The sequence below is a fragment of the Enterobacter sp. UPMP2052 genome, from assembly GCF_053709675.1.
The window spans coordinates 1,396,877-1,411,493 of record NZ_JBSKJR010000001.1 but is presented as its reverse complement, the minus strand read 5'-3'; the positions used below and the strand labels follow the sequence as shown (position 1 = coordinate 1,411,493).

Genomic DNA, 14,617 nt, shown 5'->3' with positions numbered 1-14,617 from the left:
TCCTTTATTGTGACAGGCGGTTGCGCCAGGTGGTCAGAACGTCGCTGCGCGTGATCAGCCCTAAAAAACGGTCGTTGTCGGTAACGACAGCGACCAGACCGCGGTCAAAGATGTTGAACAGGGCGCTGTCAGGGGCGTGTTTATCGAGAAACTCAACCTGTCGCGTCATGGCCCGGGTGACGGGTAGCGCGAAACGATCGCCATCCCCTCCGATATGGCGCAGCAGATCCCACTCATCAATGATGCCAACGACCTGGCCATTCTCCATGACCGGAAGCTGGGAGATGTCATACAGGCGCATTCGCGCCAGCACGGTGGAGAGCGTGTCATCCGGTGCGGCGGTCACCGTTGCACCCTCGTCGTGCCGCAGGGCAATGTAGTCGGACAGGTCGCCAGCCGCAGGGCGCGAGATCAACCCCTGCTGGCGCAGCCAGTCGTCGTTAAACATTTTTGAGAGATATTTATTGCCGCTGTCGCAGGCGAAGGTCACCACGCGTTTGGGCGAGGACTGTGCCTGGCAATATTTCAGCGCGGCGGCGAGCAGCGTGCCGCTGGAGGAGCCGGCCAGAATGCCCTCTGTTTTCAGCAGCTCGCGTGCGGTGGCAAAAGCCTCGCGATCGCTGATGCGCCAGGCGCGGTTCACCCCCTCAATGTGGGCCAGCGGGGGAATAAAGTCTTCGCCAATCCCCTCGACCAGCCAGGCGCCGGCATCCTGATAGCGCCCGGTCTCAACCTGATCGGCCAGAACCGACCCGGCGGGATCCGCCAGCACGAACTCGGTGTGAGGAGAGTGTTCGGCAAACCATGCCTGCAGGCCACCCAGCGTTCCGCCGGAGCCAACGCCAACGACAATGGCATCGATGTTGCCATCAAGCTGCTCAAACAGCTCCGGTGCGGTCGTGGTGCGGTGCGCCAGCGGGTTGGCAGGATTATTAAACTGGTCGATATAAAACGCACCGGGCAATTCGTCCGCCAGACGTTGGGCGTAATCCTGATAGTAGGCCGGGTGGCCTTTATTCACGTCTGAACGGGTGAGCACCACCTGCGCGCCCAGCGCACGCAGGTGGAATATCTTTTCACGACTCATTTTGTCCGGGACAACCAGAATCAGCGCATAGCCTTTTTGCGCCGCAATCAGCGCCAGGCCCAGCCCCGTATTCCCGGCAGTGGCCTCAATAATCGTGCCGCCGGGCTGCAACAGGCCGCTGCGCTCCGCTTCCGCGATCATCGACAGCGCCACGCGATCTTTAATCGAGCCGCCGGGGTTCTGGTTTTCCAGTTTAAGAAACAGCGAGCAGGGGCCGGTATCGAGTTTGTGCAGCTGGATGACGGGCGTCTGGCCAATCAGGTCGGTAACGGAATGGTAAATCGTCATGGTCATGTCCTTTCAGGATTTCATGACCGGATGATAGGACCCTGAAATTTTCTCAATAAAGAACCTTTCACTGCCATTTATAACAAAAAGGAATATTCATACCGTTTCGGGAGGGAAAGACAGCAAGACGTAAAGTGCTCTGGAAGTGAGGACGGCCAAATCGCCCTGTATTGCGCTAAAAATAGCCGATTTTGCCGGCTGAGCGCGGCGGGATATGCATTCGCCAGAAATCAATTGCTGAAATTCATCTAACAGGCTTGCAGGCTGTAGCAGCGCCTCTTATTTCGTCAGGTTATAAGACATTCCATTTTGGTCATTTCAAAGTTGATAACGGCTGTTTACTCTCTTTTGGACATCCATACTGCTAAACCGCCAAATGCGGAACGGATCAGAATAAGAATGATAGTACTCAGGAACATTTCGAAGATTTTTGACAACGGAAAGGTGGCGCTCACGGCGGTTGATAACGTCAATCTGACGGTGGAGCAGGGCCAAATTTACGGCATTATCGGCTACAGCGGCGCGGGGAAAAGTACCTTAATTCGCCTGCTCAATGGCCTTGAAAAGCCAAGCGTCGGTAGCGTGATCATCAACGGGCAGGATATTTCCGCCGCAAAAGGCGAAGCGCTGCGACAGGCACGCCTGAAAATCAGCATGGTTTTCCAGCACTTCAACCTGCTGTGGTCGCGTACGGTGAATGAGAATATCGCCTTTTCGATGCAAATTGCGGGTGTCCCTAAAGCCCGGATCAAGGCTCGCGTGGCCGAACTGGTAGAGCTGGTGGGGTTGAAGGGGCGCGAAAATGCCTATCCGTCTCAGCTGAGCGGCGGTCAAAAACAGCGTGTCGGCATCGCCCGTGCGCTGGCGAATAACCCTGACGTGCTCTTGTGCGATGAGGCCACCTCTGCGCTTGATCCGCAGACCACCGATCAGATCCTCGATCTGCTTTCGGACATTAACCGCCGCTTTAAGCTGACCATCGTGCTGATCACCCACGAAATGCACGTGGTGCGCAAAATTTGCGACCGCGTGGCGGTGATGGAAAACGGCAAAGTGGTGGAGGAGGGAGAGGTCCTGAGCGTCTTTACGCATCCGCAGCAACCGATTACCCAACAGTTTGTCCGTCAGGTGAGCCAGTATGCCGAGGATGAAAGCTTCAATGCCGAACTGGCGAACGCGCTGGAGGGCACGGTGATCAGGCTGACCTTCACCGGGCACAGCACGCACCGTCCGGTTGTGGGCGAACTGACCCTGCGCTACGGCCTGCCGTTTAATATTCTGCACGGAAAAATGACCCAAACCGCCCACGGGGTGTTTGGACAACTGTGGGTGCACGTGGTGGCATCCGATGAACAACTGAACAATATCCTCGCCGATTTGCAGCACAGCGATATTGAAGGCGAGGTCGTGAAGCATGGCTGAGAATCTCTTTCCGCATCTGAAGTGGGACCAGCTCTGGTCTGCAACCCAGGAGACCCTGTACATGACGGCGCTGTCCGGGGTGGCGACGTTTGTGCTGGGCATCGTGCTCGGCCTGGCGCTGTTTTTAACCGCGCGCGGCGGGCTGTTTCAGAACCGTACGGTCTACAGCGTGATCTCGATTGTGGTGAACGTGTTCCGCTCTATCCCGTTCATTATTCTGATCGTTCTGCTGATCCCGTTCACGAAAACGATTGTCGGCACCATTCTCGGGGCCAACGCGGCGCTGCCTGCTCTGATTGTTGGCGCGGCACCTTTCTATGCGCGTCTGGTTGAGATTGCCCTGCGCGAAGTGGACAAAGGGGTAATCGAAGCCACGCGTTCTATGGGCGCCCGGCTGAGCACGTTAGTGTTTCGGGTTTTACTCCCGGAATCATCACCCGCACTGGTTTCAGGTATCACAGTGACGCTCATCGCGTTGGTGAGCTACAGCGCGATGGCGGGAGTGATTGGTGCCGGCGGGTTGGGAAACCTGGCCTATCTGGAAGGATTCCAGCGCAACCACGGTGACGTCACGCTGGTGGCAACGGTGACCATTCTGATCATCGTTTTCATTATCCAGTTCTGCGGCGATGTCATTACTTCACTTTTAGACAAAAGATAATCTCTAATAACACACAGGAACCATCATCATGAAAAAAACGCTGACGCTGATCGCCGCCGCCACCCTGAGCGCCCTGAGCTTCGCCTCGTGGGCCGATACGCTGACCGTGGGCGCATCCAACACGCCGCACGCTGAAATTCTGGAGCAGGCGAAGCCGATCCTGGCGAAGCAGGGTATCGATCTGGAGATCAAGCCGTTCCAGGACTACATTCTGCCTAACACCGCGCTGGCGGGACGCGACATCGATGCCAACTACTTCCAGCACATTCCCTATCTTAACAGCGTGCTGAAAGATCACGCGGGCGACAAGGATTACGATTTTGTCAGCGCGGGCGCAATCCACATTGAGCCAATCGGCATCTACTCGAAAAAATACAAATCGCTGAAGGATCTGCCGGAAGGCGGCAAAATTATCATGCGCGACGCGGTGTCTGAAGAGGGGCGCATCCTCTCCATCTTCGAGAAAGAGGGCGTGATCAAGCTGAAGCCGGGCATCGACAAAGTGACTGCGCGCATCAGCGATATCGTGGAGAACCCGAAAAAGCTGCAGTTTACGCCTAACGTAGAAGCTTCTCTGCTGCCGCAGATGTACAACAACGACGAAGGTGCGGCGGTGGTGATTAACGCCAACTACGCTATTGATGCTGGCCTTGATCCGGTTCACGACCCGATTGCAGTCGAGAGCGGTGAGAACAACCCGTACGCCAATATCATCACCGTGCATCGCGGTGACGAGAAGAAAAAAGATATCGTTGCGCTGGTGGACGTGCTGCACTCCAAAGAGATTCAGGACTGGATCCGCACCAAATATAAAGGCGCGGTGATCCCCGTTAATAACTGATGCGTTGATTAAACAGATGAAGCCCGGTGAACGTCTCGCCGGGCTTTTTTTGTATCCAGCCGATGAATCATTTAAGCTGGCCGTTTAGGGCAACGGAGTGATGACGATGGGCAATGTGACCAAAGACGAAGCGCTGTATCAGGAGATGTGCCGGGTGGTGGGGAAGGTCGTTCTTGAGATGCGCGATCTGGGCCAGGAGCCGAAGCATATTGTGATTGCCGGCGTGCTGCGTACCGCACTCGCAAACCAGCGCGTGAAACGCAGCGAACTGACCACCCAGGCGATGGAAACAGTGGTGAAAGCCCTGGCCGGCTGAGGTTTGTCCCGGCGTGGTTCCCGCACGCTGAACGGCGCCGCGCGCAACCTGGCCCTGAACTGGGCTAAAACGCCCGTGTAAAGCACTTTGGCGCGGAAAAACGGGCGGTGAATCGCTCGGTGAATCAGGCGGCTTTTGTTACCAATAGGTCCTTTCATTTCATGGAGAAAATGATGAAACGGACCACGCTCACTACAGCCCTTTCTGCCCCCGCTTTACTGTTTGCCATGCACGCCGCTCATGCTGCCCCCCAGGCGCACGTGGTGTGCAGTTATTCCCACACGCTCGGCGACGATGCGATCATGATGTACGGCATGCCCAACCAGGCCATGCTGCACGACTTCTTTGGCAACAGGCAAACCGACGCGGCCTCTACCCGTGAAACGCTGCGCCAGCACGAAGAGACAACCTGCGATAACAAAGCCGACAGCTCGGCCTACTGGGTGCCGTCGCTGCGCCTGCCGGACGGCACGGTGGTGAAACCGGCCTACCAAAAAACCTACTATCAGGCCTCACACGTCGATACCTGGCCGCTTTCACCTTTCCCGGCGGGGCTGTCGCTGCTGGCGGGAGACCACCACGGCGCGGCGCCCAACCCACACATCACGTTCCTTTGCGCGAACGGCAAAGGCTACAGCAACAAGGTGGGGGAAACGTGCGGCCTGCGTAAAGCGAAGGATGCGGTACAGTTTAATATTGGCATTCAGTTCCCGAACTGCTGGGATGGCGTCAACCTGAAGCCGGTTCACGGCCTCGCAAATGCCACCTACGACATCAAAGGCGCCTGCCCGAGCGGGTTCCCGGTGAAGATCCCCACCGTCAATATGAACGTGGCCTGGGTGCTCCCGACCATCACCTCCCTGGACACCACAAAAGTGCAACTGTCTATGGACCCGATCATGCACGGTAACGAGCGTGAGGAGCGCTGGGGCAGCCTGTACACGGCCCATGCCGACTTTATGAACGGCTGGACCGAAGAGGGGGCGCGTTTTATGACTGACCGGTGTATGAACCGGGGAATGGACTGCGGTACCACCGTGCCTTACGGCTATTCCATACCGAAAGCGAACGTCTGGCTTAGCAGCCAGGAGCCTGACGCGTCCCAGCCTGCGCCGCAGGTGCTACTGGTTCAGGATAACTGGCAGAACGGCGGGCGCACCCGCAACGCCGAAACCCTGTCGCTGGTGAAATTTAAAATCCCACCGCTGCCAGCAGGCCAGGACGCCTCGCAGTTCAAGTATCGCGTGCGGATCTTCGGCGGGAAGGTTGAGACCAACGGTGCCGATCAGATCTTCTTCTACCCGGCCAGCAATGACTGGGATCCGGCTACCGTGCGCTGGACCTCGCGCCCGGCGTGTAACTACCGGTCTGATGCCGTGCTCTATCTAAACCATTCGCGTGAGTATCGCATGGTCGATGTGGACAAAGCCGTACGCAAGGCGCTGGCCGAAGGCAAAACGGAAATTTCATGGTATATCGGGGGCGATCGGCAGGGGAATCACTATCAGTTCCAGCCGGCCTCGTCGGACGAGAGCATCATGTTAATGCTGAGCGGATTCAAGCACGTCCCTGAAAATTAAGGGATGAAACGACAATAAAAAAAGCACCGGGTCACCGGTGCTTTCTCATTAGATCTTGCAGGCGTCGCCGCAGTCATCGTCGGCGACAATCGCCTGGGCCTTTTTGTCCGCGTCATCAAGACGTTCCGCGTTACGCTCTTCTGCTTCATCCAGCCCGTTAAACACTAAGTTATCGAGATCAATTTCCATAGGACACCTGCCTGGTTCAGTTTTTGATACTGGCAGAGTATAGGGCAAAATGCGCCTGCAATGTACCGTGCAGCACATAAGGATAATCCCTGCCATACTCAGTGGTTTATCGCTGAGGAAACCTGATGATTACGCTCTGTAAAACCTGCGGCACCTCTTACGATCGCCAGCCTGACAGATGCCCGATTTGCGAAGATGAACGCCAGTACGTTCCGGCTACCGGGCAGGCGTGGATGGATTTTGACAGCGTAACCGCAACGCACACTAACAAATGGCAGCAGCTGGAGCCGCAGCTGCTGGCCCTGAAAACCGTTCCGGCATTTGCCATCAGCCAGCGGGCATTCCTGTTGCGGACCGCCCACGGCAATATTCTCTGGGATTGCATCGCGAACCTTGATCCGGCTACCCGGTCGCTGGTCGCGGCACTCGGCGGCATCAGCGCCATCGCGATCTCGCATCCTCATTACTACACGACGATGCAGGACTGGGCCGAGGCCTTTGATGCCCCGGTTTATCTCCATGCCAGCGACCGCGAATGGGTAATGCGCGACAGCCCGGCGCTCCACTTCTGGGAAGGCGACGCACTGGAGATCGCGCCGTCGGTCACGCTTCTGCGCCTTGGCGGTCACTTTGCCGGAGGCACGGTACTGCACTGGCAGGACGGCGACGGGGTTTTACTGGCCGGGGACATTCTTCAGGTCACCCCGGGTCAAACCGCCGTCTCGTTTATGTGGAGCTACCCCAACATGCTTCCGCTGCCTGCCGCAACCGTAGCGCAGGTGACGGACCGGCTGAAGGGCAAACGTTATCAGCGCCTTTATGGCGCGTTTGAAGGGCAGAACGTACTGGCGAAAGCGGATGAGATTGTGCAGCGGTCGGGCCAGAAATATATTGCTTGTCTGAAGTAAAGCGCGGTGGTTAACTTTACGCGTGTGATCGCGATCATACCTAAATTAAAACAGATAAAAGAGAAATGGCTATGCAACATATCATTGAAGGTTTTCTCAGCTTTCAAAAAGAGATTTTCCCGCAACGTAAAGAGCTCTTCCGCAGTTTAGCGTCCAGTCAGAATCCCAAAGCGCTGTTCATCTCTTGCTCCGACAGCCGTCTGGTCCCGGAACTGGTTACGCAGCAAGAGCCGGGACAGCTTTTTGTCATTCGTAATGCTGGCAACATCGTGCCGCCGTTCGGGCCAGAGCCTGGCGGCGTGTCTGCCACGATTGAGTATGCGGTTGTGGCGCTGGGCGTAACCGACATCGTGATCTGCGGTCATTCCAACTGTGGTGCAATGAAGGCGATTGCCGATAACGCCAACCTGGAGCCAATGCCTGCCGTTTCGCACTGGCTGCGCTATTCCGATGCCGCTAAAGCGGTCGTCGAGAAGAAAAGCTGGGAGCGCCCGATCGATAAAGTGAACGCGATGGTGCAGGAAAACGTCTTTGCCCAGCTGAGCAACATTAAAACCCACCCGTCGGTGGCGGTCGGTCTGCGCAACAACGCCATTCGCCTGCACGGCTGGGTGTATGATATCGAGAGCGGCGATATTCGTGCCCTTGATAAAGACACCAAAACCTTCGTGTCATTGTCTGAAAACCCGAGCGTGTTCTTCGAGTAATCAGCCATCAAAGGGCACGGAAGCCCTGTTAGTTCTCTACAAACTGCAATTTCTTGCGCGATCGCACTGCCGGTTGCGACACCGCTTTTGCCATCGCTTCACCCATCTCTGCGCTTTCTGCCAGCCCCTGAACAAAGGGATGGTCGTGCATGAGCCACGGTATCGCTCCAAACGCAATCCGCCCGCGAAGCGCCTCGGGTGCGCGCAGGGTATAGTCCTCTCCAACGTCCGGTATCTCATCCCCCGTTGCCAGCAGCTGTTTGCGCAGCGAAGGGAAGGGCAGATCCTTCGTCTTGAGTGGCTTTTGCCCGCGAGCATCAATGAACACGTCGAAGCGGTAGGTGGTCTCGCCGGTTCTGATGGCGGTTTGATCGCTCCCGATATCCAGGTCGTAATCCTCGCCAAGCGCCAGCACGCTGATGATCCCCGCTTCCCGAAGGGCCAGCAGCCTGCGAATCGACTGAGAGGGGATGGCCGCATAATTATCAATAAACACCCGCGCCAGCCCCCGCTTGAATCGTTCTGCGTCCCGGTCATCCAGATGATGCACCACTTCCTGAACCACCTCATGCAGTCGCAGGACGGTGTAGCGCCAGGCAACGGTGCGTTTATCACGTTTGTTTCGCTCCACCTCGCGTAGGTTATCCTCCGCCCACGAGAAGGGATCGTGACGTTTGCGATCGGCGAACCAGGCATCAAAAACAGTATCGGGATCCAGCGTATTCAGGGCAATCGCCTCGCTCCACTGCGGGTCGGCCTGTTCAAGTTCCCTGACCATCAGCGCAAAAATCCGGTCGAGCAATCCCTCCGGGCCTTTTGCGATTTCGGCTTCGGCAGCCGCGTCGGTCAGGATCGACAGCGGTTCATAGGGGATAGGGCAGTAAAAATCGGCCTCGGGCAGAATGCCCGTGCGCGACATCAGCACAATTTTCAGATCCTGGCTTTTGTCGTCCAGCTCGAACCTGTCGTCAACAAAGCGTCCATGCTGGATCACCACCGCCATGGCCGCGTCCAGCCCGCTAAGCGAGGTGCCCATAATCCCGACACGGCAGGGCGGAATTTTGGCGTCCATCAGGCCCGACCACGGGCTCGGGAAGAATGTTTTTGATGCTTCATCGTCTTCGGGCCAGACGTGGCCGGTGGCGATAACTGCGAGATCAAATTTATCGTCAAAGGGGGCGTCATTGACGCAGAGGGTCACGCCTTCTTCCCGGACATCAAGGTCGGTAACCGGGGCGGATTCATGCACCTGGACATCGAATCCGCGGCGCTGCGCTTCTTGCACAATGGCTAAAAAGCGGTCGCGAAAGTACTCGCCCAGCAGAATGCGCGGCAAAAACTGTCGTTCATGCAGCGTCGATTTATCCACGCCGTAGCGTGCGAGATGTGTCTGGCTTTGCGTCCTGAGCCAGTCCAGGTAGGTTATAAAGAGCGGCGGGATCTCGATACTGGCGATATTAGCCAGCATCAGCCGCGAATTGTCCTCGTCGCTGTAGGGCATGCCCACACCGGCCTGGTCTGCTTTTTCAAACACGGTGACAGCGAGAGGGGTTTGACTCCTGAGAAGTGAATAAAAGGTGTAAATACCGGTAGGCCCCGCGCCTATAATCGCGATCTTCTTCATCGACATCCTTCCTGCGTTTTTTTGTTATAGGAAAAGCGTAGCAGGAGAAAGGGATAAAAATGAGAGAGACGTAGTATTCCGAACAGCATGCGTGTCGATAGCCTTTGTAAAGCATTCCGGAAATGAGAGGGCGGGCAAGCAAATGCGCACGCATTGCTCAAAAAACGATCTTTTCCAGGCGGATACTGAAATCAGAAAAGCATATGACCTTGAACAGCAAATTCAATGACTGGAGGGATATGCGATGAACCGACAAGAAATACACGCACTGAAGAATTTTGATTTTCTGGCGCGCAGTTTTGCCCGTATGCACGCCCTGGGCCAGGAGATTGATGTTGCTGCCGTGACCGGCAATATGAGTGATGAACAACAAGCATGGTTTCGGGAGCGATACGAACTCTATCGAATGCAGGGCGAGCGGGCGAGGATAAAAGAACTGCGGTAAGAATCGTAATGAAACTGGACAGCGCACCGGGTGATATGGCCGCAAAGGGAGGAGGCCTGCAGCTCTACTTTGCACCGGATGACAGCGCGGTGCCGTTTAGTCAGAGCAGGTACTACTACACCTCGCCGTACGGTAGGTCTGAGACGGTACAGCTTAAGGCGTGCTACTACCAGACCACGTCGGCGATAACGGCAGGCACGGCCAACGCCACGGCGACCTTCACGCTGACCTGTAAATAGCGCAGGACCCGTTATTATGAACCACGAAAGAAGAGGGCCCCCCTCGCGCTCACTTTCTACCCGTCATACTTCAAGATGCATATGCGTTGGCTGCACTCTCTCACCCCAATAACTTACGTTAGTACGTTGCTGGGGATTGGCTCCTTTGCCGCATTACCCGGCCTGTGGCCTCACCCATTTGGGGACAGATCATCGGCCCGGAATCGTGACAGCTTTACCACGTCGTACACCTGTAACCAGCTGAAATGGTTGACATTACGCTGGAACGTTGATGCAACAAGATTTAGAGCGACTGCGAGATTAAAAGGCAGTTGAGAAGTGACGATGCTATAGCGAAACATGATGCCTGAAATGCTCTTGGGCACATAAAAGTTAGATGAAAGAATGAGGAACTACAGAGGGATAATAGAATGGTGCGTCTGAATGGACTCGAACCATCGACCCCCACCATGTCAAGGTGGTGCTCTAACCAACTGAGCTACAGACGCAGAGTGGTGCGTTCAATTGGACTCGAACCAACGACCCCCACCATGTCAAGGTGGTGCTCTAACCAACTGAGCTATGAACGCAACGTGTTGTCGGTGACAACGGGGACGAATATTAGCGGCACAGCCCCAAGGTGGCAAGAGGGAAAATGCATTTTTCTCTCTGATTTCACGCGATTGCTTCATTACCGCGCAAAGTGAAGAGAAAGTAGCCGCCGGCGGGCGGCTACCGGAGATTTATCGTGCAGCGCGCTGCAAAATGACCGTCGAAGGCTGACGCTGCAGAAAGCGCATACGCAACATCATCATGATGGCCGCGGAGGTCAGACCGATGATAAAGCCCATCCAGAACCCGGCAGGCCCCATGCGATCCACCACCAGATCGGTTAACGCCAGCACGTAGCCGCACGGCAGACCCAGCACCCAGTAGGCGATAAAGGTGATAAAGAAGATCGAGCGCGTGTCTTTATATCCGCGCAGCACGCCGCTGCCGATCACCTGAATGGAGTCGGATAGTTGATAAATCGCCGCGAGCAGCATCAGATGAGACGCAAGCATGACCACTTCTGGGTTGTCGTTATAGAGCAGGGCGATTTGCTCACGCAGCGCCACGGTAAAGAGCGCCGTACAGGCGGCCATACAGACGCCAACGCCCAGCCCGGTTCGTGCGGCGGTTTGCGCATCAAGCGTGGAACCTTGCCCCAGACGGAAGCCCACCCGAATGGTCACGGCGGCGGCCAGCGACATAGGCAGAACGAACATCAGGGAGCTGAAGTTCAGCGCAATCTGGTGCCCGGCAACGTCTACGATCCCAAGCGGTGAAACCAGCAGGGCAACGACCGCAAAGAGGGTGACTTCGAAGAACAACGCCAGGGCAATGGGCAGGCCGAGCTGGATGAGGCGGGTTACCACGTGCCAGTCCGGGGTGCTGAATGCCTGCTCGTTACGGATATCACGCATCGAGCGCGCCCGCTTAATAAAGGTGAGCATGCTAAAGAACATCACCCAATACACCGCCGCGGTTGCGACGCCACAGCCGACGCCGCCGAGCTCAGGCATCCCGAAGTGGCCATAAATAAAGATGTAGTTCACCGGAATATTCACCAGCAGGCCGATAAAGCCCATCACCATGCCGGGCTTGGTTTTCGCCAGCCCTTCACACTGGTTACGCGCGACCTGGAAAAAGAGATAGCCCGGAGCACCCCAAAGTAACGCGCGCAGATATCCGACGGCTTTATCGGCCAGAGCGGGGTCAATATTCTGCATCGCGCGAATGATATGCCCCGCGTTCCAGAGCACCACCATGATCAGCACCGAGACGAAACCGGCCAGCCAGAACCCCTGGCGAACCTGGTGCGCCACACGGTCGCGGCGGCCTGAACCGTTCAGCTGCGCGATCACCGGGGTCAGCGCCAGCAGCAGTCCGTGGCCGAAAAGGATCGCGGGAAGCCAAATTGAGGTCCCGATAGCCACGGCGGCCATATCGGTGGCGCTATAGCCACCGGCCATCACCGTATCGACAAATCCCATTGCTGTCTGGGCAACCTGCGCGACGATCACCGGGATAGCCAGTGCCAATAACTGACGCGCTTCAATCATGTACTTCTGCACGTGAACACCTTTGAATTGTTGTTATTTGAGAGACTAAAAAAGCCGCCATAACGGGCAGCAAAAAGAAAATGAAGGGGGATGCCAGCTATTGTAGCGGGGTTTACCTAATTATCTAGTGAAAAAATAGCCAGAAAAAGCACACTGCTGGCAACCTGTTTTTCCAACTGTTATTGTGTTGGGATTAAACGGTGTCACCACCGTCCGGAAAAAACAGGAGTTACAGGCATGTTTACTGGTATTGTCCAGGGCACCGCTAAAGTGGTGTCTATTGATGAAAAACCCAATTTTCGTACTCACGTTGTTGAGCTGCCGGAATATATGCTCGACGGCATCGAAACCGGTGCGTCGATTGCGCATAACGGCTGCTGCCTGACCGTCACAGAAATTAACGGTAATCACATCAGCTTTGATTTAATGAAAGAAACATTGCGGATTACCAATCTGGGCGAGCTGGCGGTAGGGGATACCGTAAACGTTGAGCGTGCCGCGAAGTTCAGCGATGAGATTGGCGGGCACCTGATGTCAGGCCACATCATGACCACGGCCGAGGTCGCCAAAATCATTACCTCGGAAAATAACCGTCAAATCTGGTTTAAAGTTCAGGACCCGGCATTAATGAAATACATCCTGTACAAAGGGTTTATTGGCATTGATGGGATCAGTCTGACGGTGGGTGAGGTCACGCCGACGCGTTTTTGCGTGCATTTAATTCCGGAGACGCTGCAGCGTACGACGCTGGGCGCAAAAAAACTGGGACATCGCGTGAATATCGAAATTGATCCGCAAACCCAGGCGGTCGTCGATACCGTTGAACGCGTGCTGGCGGCAAAGGAAGCGGCGATAATAAAAGCGATTGACGAAGAATAAAAATAACCCCGGGCTTCCGGGGTTATTTTTTTAGCGAGCCACCCGCAGGCCGTGTTCAATACCGCGGCTAAATACCACCTGCCACAGTTGAATATCACGCGCCCGGAATGCCCCTGCGCAGGCATTCAGATAATAACTGAACATCCTTTTGAACCGTTCGGAATAGTTGTCGGCAATCTCCGGCCAGGCCGCCTGGAAGCGTTCGTGCCATGCCATTAACGTGGTGTCGTAATCTGCGCCAAAGTTGTGCCAGTCTTCCACGATAAAGTGAGATTCACTGGCATTGGCTATCTGGCGTACAGAGGGCAAACAGCCATTCGGGAAGATGTATTTATTGATCCACGGGTCAACGTTGTTGTCGGTCCGCTTCGAGCCAATGGTATGCAGCAGGAAGATACCGTCCGGCTTCAGGTTACGATCGGCTACCGTAAAGTAGGTCTTGTAGTTTTTCGGCCCTACGTGCTCAAACATTCCGACCGAGACGATTCGATCGAATTGCTCATTAAGATCGCGATAATCCTGCAGACGAATATCGACATCCAGACCCTGGCAGCGTTCCTGCGCCATCTTTTGCTGTTCGGCAGAGATGGTGACGCCTACAACGCTAACGCCATAATGCTTCGCCATAAAGTACGCCAGACCACCCCAGCCGCAGCCGATATCCAGTACGCGCATGCCGGGTTCAAGCTGCAGTTTTTCACAAATTAAGCGCAATTTGTCCTGCTGCGCCTCTTCAAGCGTGGTCGCCTTTTTCCAGTAGCCGCAGGAATATTGCATGAAGGGGTCGAGCATACGGCTGAACAGGTCGTTGCCAAGATCGTAGTGTTCTTTGCCAACGATCCATGCCCGTTTTTTACTCTGGAGGTTGAACAGGCGGGCGGAGGCGATGCGCAGCGTGTCTTTAACGTGTCGAGGAAGCTGGTTCTCCAGCCCCGCGCGTAGAACGCGGGTGAAAAAGATATCCAGCCGCTCGCAATCCCACCATCCATCCATATAGCTTTCGCCCAGGCCTAACGATCCCTCCTGCAGGACGCGTTTAAAAAAGTCGGGATGTTTGACCTGAGGGTCGTAAGGGGAGGACCCGTTAATAGTGATGCCCGCACGACTCAACAGTTCACTGGCGATCCGGGACCAGTTGTCGTCCGGAACGCTGACTTCTTCTATACACGATGAACTCATAGCTTCTCCATCACCTTGCTGTGATCAGAACCTTCAAACAGCGTAGACGCTTTTTATGGTTTGTGAGAAATCTCACGGTAAATGCCCGCGAGGCTAGTATCCGACGTAGAACAGAGGAAGGGAGATAACCCTTGCCGAAATGCCTTCCATGGTAAAACGGGAGCACTC

Annotated in this window: 15 protein-coding genes and 2 tRNA genes; 10 read left to right on the top strand and 7 right to left on the bottom strand. The window is 55.6% G+C overall.

What is annotated here, in order from left to right; translation table 11 throughout:
* Positions 1-4: 4 nt before the first annotated feature.
* Positions 5-1,375: a pyridoxal-phosphate dependent enzyme gene (locus tag ACWKX3_RS06530; protein WP_153681556.1), complete on the bottom strand. Its 1,371-nt coding sequence runs from the start codon at positions 1,373-1,375 to the stop codon at positions 5-7.
* Positions 1,376-1,774: 399 nt separating this feature from the next.
* Here ACWKX3_RS06530 and ACWKX3_RS06525 point away from each other — a divergent pair, with 399 nt between their 5' ends.
* The 5 genes from ACWKX3_RS06525 (at position 1,775) to ACWKX3_RS06505 (ending at position 6,195) form a co-directional block, all read left to right on the top strand.
* Positions 1,775-2,797, top strand: coding sequence for a methionine ABC transporter ATP-binding protein (locus ACWKX3_RS06525; RefSeq protein WP_454541480.1), 1,023 nt, complete (start codon positions 1,775-1,777; stop codon positions 2,795-2,797).
* A complete protein-coding gene (locus tag ACWKX3_RS06520; protein ID WP_058608951.1) occupies positions 2,790-3,458 on the top strand; it encodes a methionine ABC transporter permease in 669 nt (222 codons plus the stop codon). Before ACWKX3_RS06525 ends, ACWKX3_RS06520 begins: the two co-directional genes overlap by 8 nt.
* A gap of 28 nt (positions 3,459-3,486) precedes the next feature.
* A complete protein-coding gene (locus tag ACWKX3_RS06515) occupies positions 3,487-4,299 on the top strand; it encodes a MetQ/NlpA family ABC transporter substrate-binding protein (protein ID WP_006174916.1) in 813 nt (270 codons plus the stop codon).
* A 106-nt stretch (positions 4,300-4,405) separates the two neighbouring features.
* Positions 4,406-4,615, top strand: coding sequence for a fumarate hydratase FumD (gene fumD / locus ACWKX3_RS06510; protein ID WP_014831602.1), 210 nt, complete (start codon positions 4,406-4,408; stop codon positions 4,613-4,615).
* Between the two features lie 173 nt (positions 4,616-4,788).
* On the top strand, positions 4,789-6,195 hold the full coding sequence (locus ACWKX3_RS06505; RefSeq protein WP_153689578.1) for a DUF1996 domain-containing protein: 1,407 nt from the start codon (positions 4,789-4,791) through the stop codon (positions 6,193-6,195).
* 48 nt (positions 6,196-6,243) lie between these two features.
* On the opposite strand, the gene ACWKX3_RS06500 is transcribed toward ACWKX3_RS06505, so the two are convergent.
* Positions 6,244-6,384, bottom strand: a complete 141-nt coding sequence (locus ACWKX3_RS06500; RefSeq protein ID WP_003857665.1) for a hypothetical protein — start codon at positions 6,382-6,384, stop codon at positions 6,244-6,246.
* Positions 6,385-6,509: 125 nt separating this feature from the next.
* Here ACWKX3_RS06500 and ACWKX3_RS06495 point away from each other — a divergent pair, with 125 nt between their 5' ends.
* Together ACWKX3_RS06495 and ACWKX3_RS06490 are read left to right on the top strand one after the other, a co-directional pair.
* Entirely contained in the window at positions 6,510-7,292 is a 783-nt protein-coding gene (locus tag ACWKX3_RS06495) for an MBL fold metallo-hydrolase (RefSeq protein ID WP_454541479.1), read from the top strand.
* Positions 7,293-7,363: 71 nt separating this feature from the next.
* Positions 7,364-7,999, top strand: a complete 636-nt coding sequence (locus ACWKX3_RS06490; RefSeq protein WP_088207428.1) for a carbonic anhydrase — start codon at positions 7,364-7,366, stop codon at positions 7,997-7,999.
* Between the two features lie 28 nt (positions 8,000-8,027).
* Here the strand turns inward: ACWKX3_RS06490 and ACWKX3_RS06485 are convergent, their stop codons facing one another.
* On the bottom strand, positions 8,028-9,623 hold the full coding sequence (locus ACWKX3_RS06485; RefSeq protein ID WP_454541478.1) for an FAD-NAD(P)-binding protein: 1,596 nt from the start codon (positions 9,621-9,623) through the stop codon (positions 8,028-8,030).
* Between the two features lie 244 nt (positions 9,624-9,867).
* Between ACWKX3_RS06485 and glgS the strand changes: the two genes are divergently transcribed.
* Both glgS and ACWKX3_RS06475 read left to right on the top strand, forming a co-directional pair.
* Positions 9,868-10,068: a cell surface composition regulator GlgS gene (glgS, locus tag ACWKX3_RS06480; protein ID WP_454541477.1), complete on the top strand. Its 201-nt coding sequence runs from the start codon at positions 9,868-9,870 to the stop codon at positions 10,066-10,068.
* A gap of 8 nt (positions 10,069-10,076) precedes the next feature.
* Positions 10,077-10,307 carry a hypothetical protein gene (locus ACWKX3_RS06475; protein ID WP_141114467.1) on the top strand — a complete coding sequence of 77 codons (231 nt, stop codon included), beginning with the start codon at positions 10,077-10,079 and terminating at the stop codon, positions 10,305-10,307.
* Positions 10,308-10,718: 411 nt separating this feature from the next.
* Here ACWKX3_RS06475 and ACWKX3_RS06470 read toward each other — a convergent pair.
* From ACWKX3_RS06470 to mdtK, 3 genes are all read right to left on the bottom strand, one after another.
* Positions 10,719-10,795 (bottom strand) — tRNA-Val (locus tag ACWKX3_RS06470).
* 4 nt (positions 10,796-10,799) lie between these two features.
* Positions 10,800-10,876: transfer RNA gene (locus ACWKX3_RS06465), tRNA-Val, on the bottom strand.
* A gap of 153 nt (positions 10,877-11,029) precedes the next feature.
* Positions 11,030-12,403, bottom strand: coding sequence for an MdtK family multidrug efflux MATE transporter (gene mdtK, locus ACWKX3_RS06460; RefSeq protein ID WP_058608946.1), 1,374 nt, complete (start codon positions 12,401-12,403; stop codon positions 11,030-11,032).
* A 225-nt stretch (positions 12,404-12,628) separates the two neighbouring features.
* On the opposite strand from mdtK, the gene ACWKX3_RS06455 reads away from it, so the two are divergent.
* The gene (locus tag ACWKX3_RS06455; protein ID WP_006174926.1) at positions 12,629-13,270 is read left to right on the top strand and encodes a riboflavin synthase; all 642 of its coding nucleotides are present in this window, start codon (positions 12,629-12,631) and stop codon (positions 13,268-13,270) included.
* Positions 13,271-13,300: 30 nt separating this feature from the next.
* Here ACWKX3_RS06455 and cfa read toward each other — a convergent pair whose 3' ends face one another.
* A complete protein-coding gene (gene cfa, locus ACWKX3_RS06450; protein ID WP_058608945.1) occupies positions 13,301-14,449 on the bottom strand; it encodes a cyclopropane fatty acyl phospholipid synthase in 1,149 nt (382 codons plus the stop codon).
* Positions 14,450-14,617: the final 168 nt, after the last annotated feature.

Coding starts and splice junctions, on each gene's coding strand:
- ACWKX3_RS06530 (WP_153681556.1), bottom strand. CDS start 1,375: ATGACGATTTACCATTCCGTTACCGACCTGATTGGCCAGACGCCCGTC.
- ACWKX3_RS06525 (WP_454541480.1), top strand. CDS start 1,775: ATGATAGTACTCAGGAACATTTCGAAGATTTTTGACAACGGAAAGGTG.
- ACWKX3_RS06520 (WP_058608951.1), top strand. CDS start 2,790: ATGGCTGAGAATCTCTTTCCGCATCTGAAGTGGGACCAGCTCTGGTCT.
- ACWKX3_RS06515 (WP_006174916.1), top strand. CDS start 3,487: ATGAAAAAAACGCTGACGCTGATCGCCGCCGCCACCCTGAGCGCCCTG.
- fumD (WP_014831602.1), top strand. CDS start 4,406: ATGGGCAATGTGACCAAAGACGAAGCGCTGTATCAGGAGATGTGCCGG.
- ACWKX3_RS06505 (WP_153689578.1), top strand. CDS start 4,789: ATGAAACGGACCACGCTCACTACAGCCCTTTCTGCCCCCGCTTTACTG.
- ACWKX3_RS06500 (WP_003857665.1), bottom strand. CDS start 6,384: ATGGAAATTGATCTCGATAACTTAGTGTTTAACGGGCTGGATGAAGCA.
- ACWKX3_RS06495 (WP_454541479.1), top strand. CDS start 6,510: ATGATTACGCTCTGTAAAACCTGCGGCACCTCTTACGATCGCCAGCCT.
- ACWKX3_RS06490 (WP_088207428.1), top strand. CDS start 7,364: ATGCAACATATCATTGAAGGTTTTCTCAGCTTTCAAAAAGAGATTTTC.
- ACWKX3_RS06485 (WP_454541478.1), bottom strand. CDS start 9,623: ATGAAGAAGATCGCGATTATAGGCGCGGGGCCTACCGGTATTTACACC.
- glgS (WP_454541477.1), top strand. CDS start 9,868: ATGAACCGACAAGAAATACACGCACTGAAGAATTTTGATTTTCTGGCG.
- ACWKX3_RS06475 (WP_141114467.1), top strand. CDS start 10,077: ATGAAACTGGACAGCGCACCGGGTGATATGGCCGCAAAGGGAGGAGGC.
- ACWKX3_RS06455 (WP_006174926.1), top strand. CDS start 12,629: ATGTTTACTGGTATTGTCCAGGGCACCGCTAAAGTGGTGTCTATTGAT.
- cfa (WP_058608945.1), bottom strand. CDS start 14,449: ATGAGTTCATCGTGTATAGAAGAAGTCAGCGTTCCGGACGACAACTGG.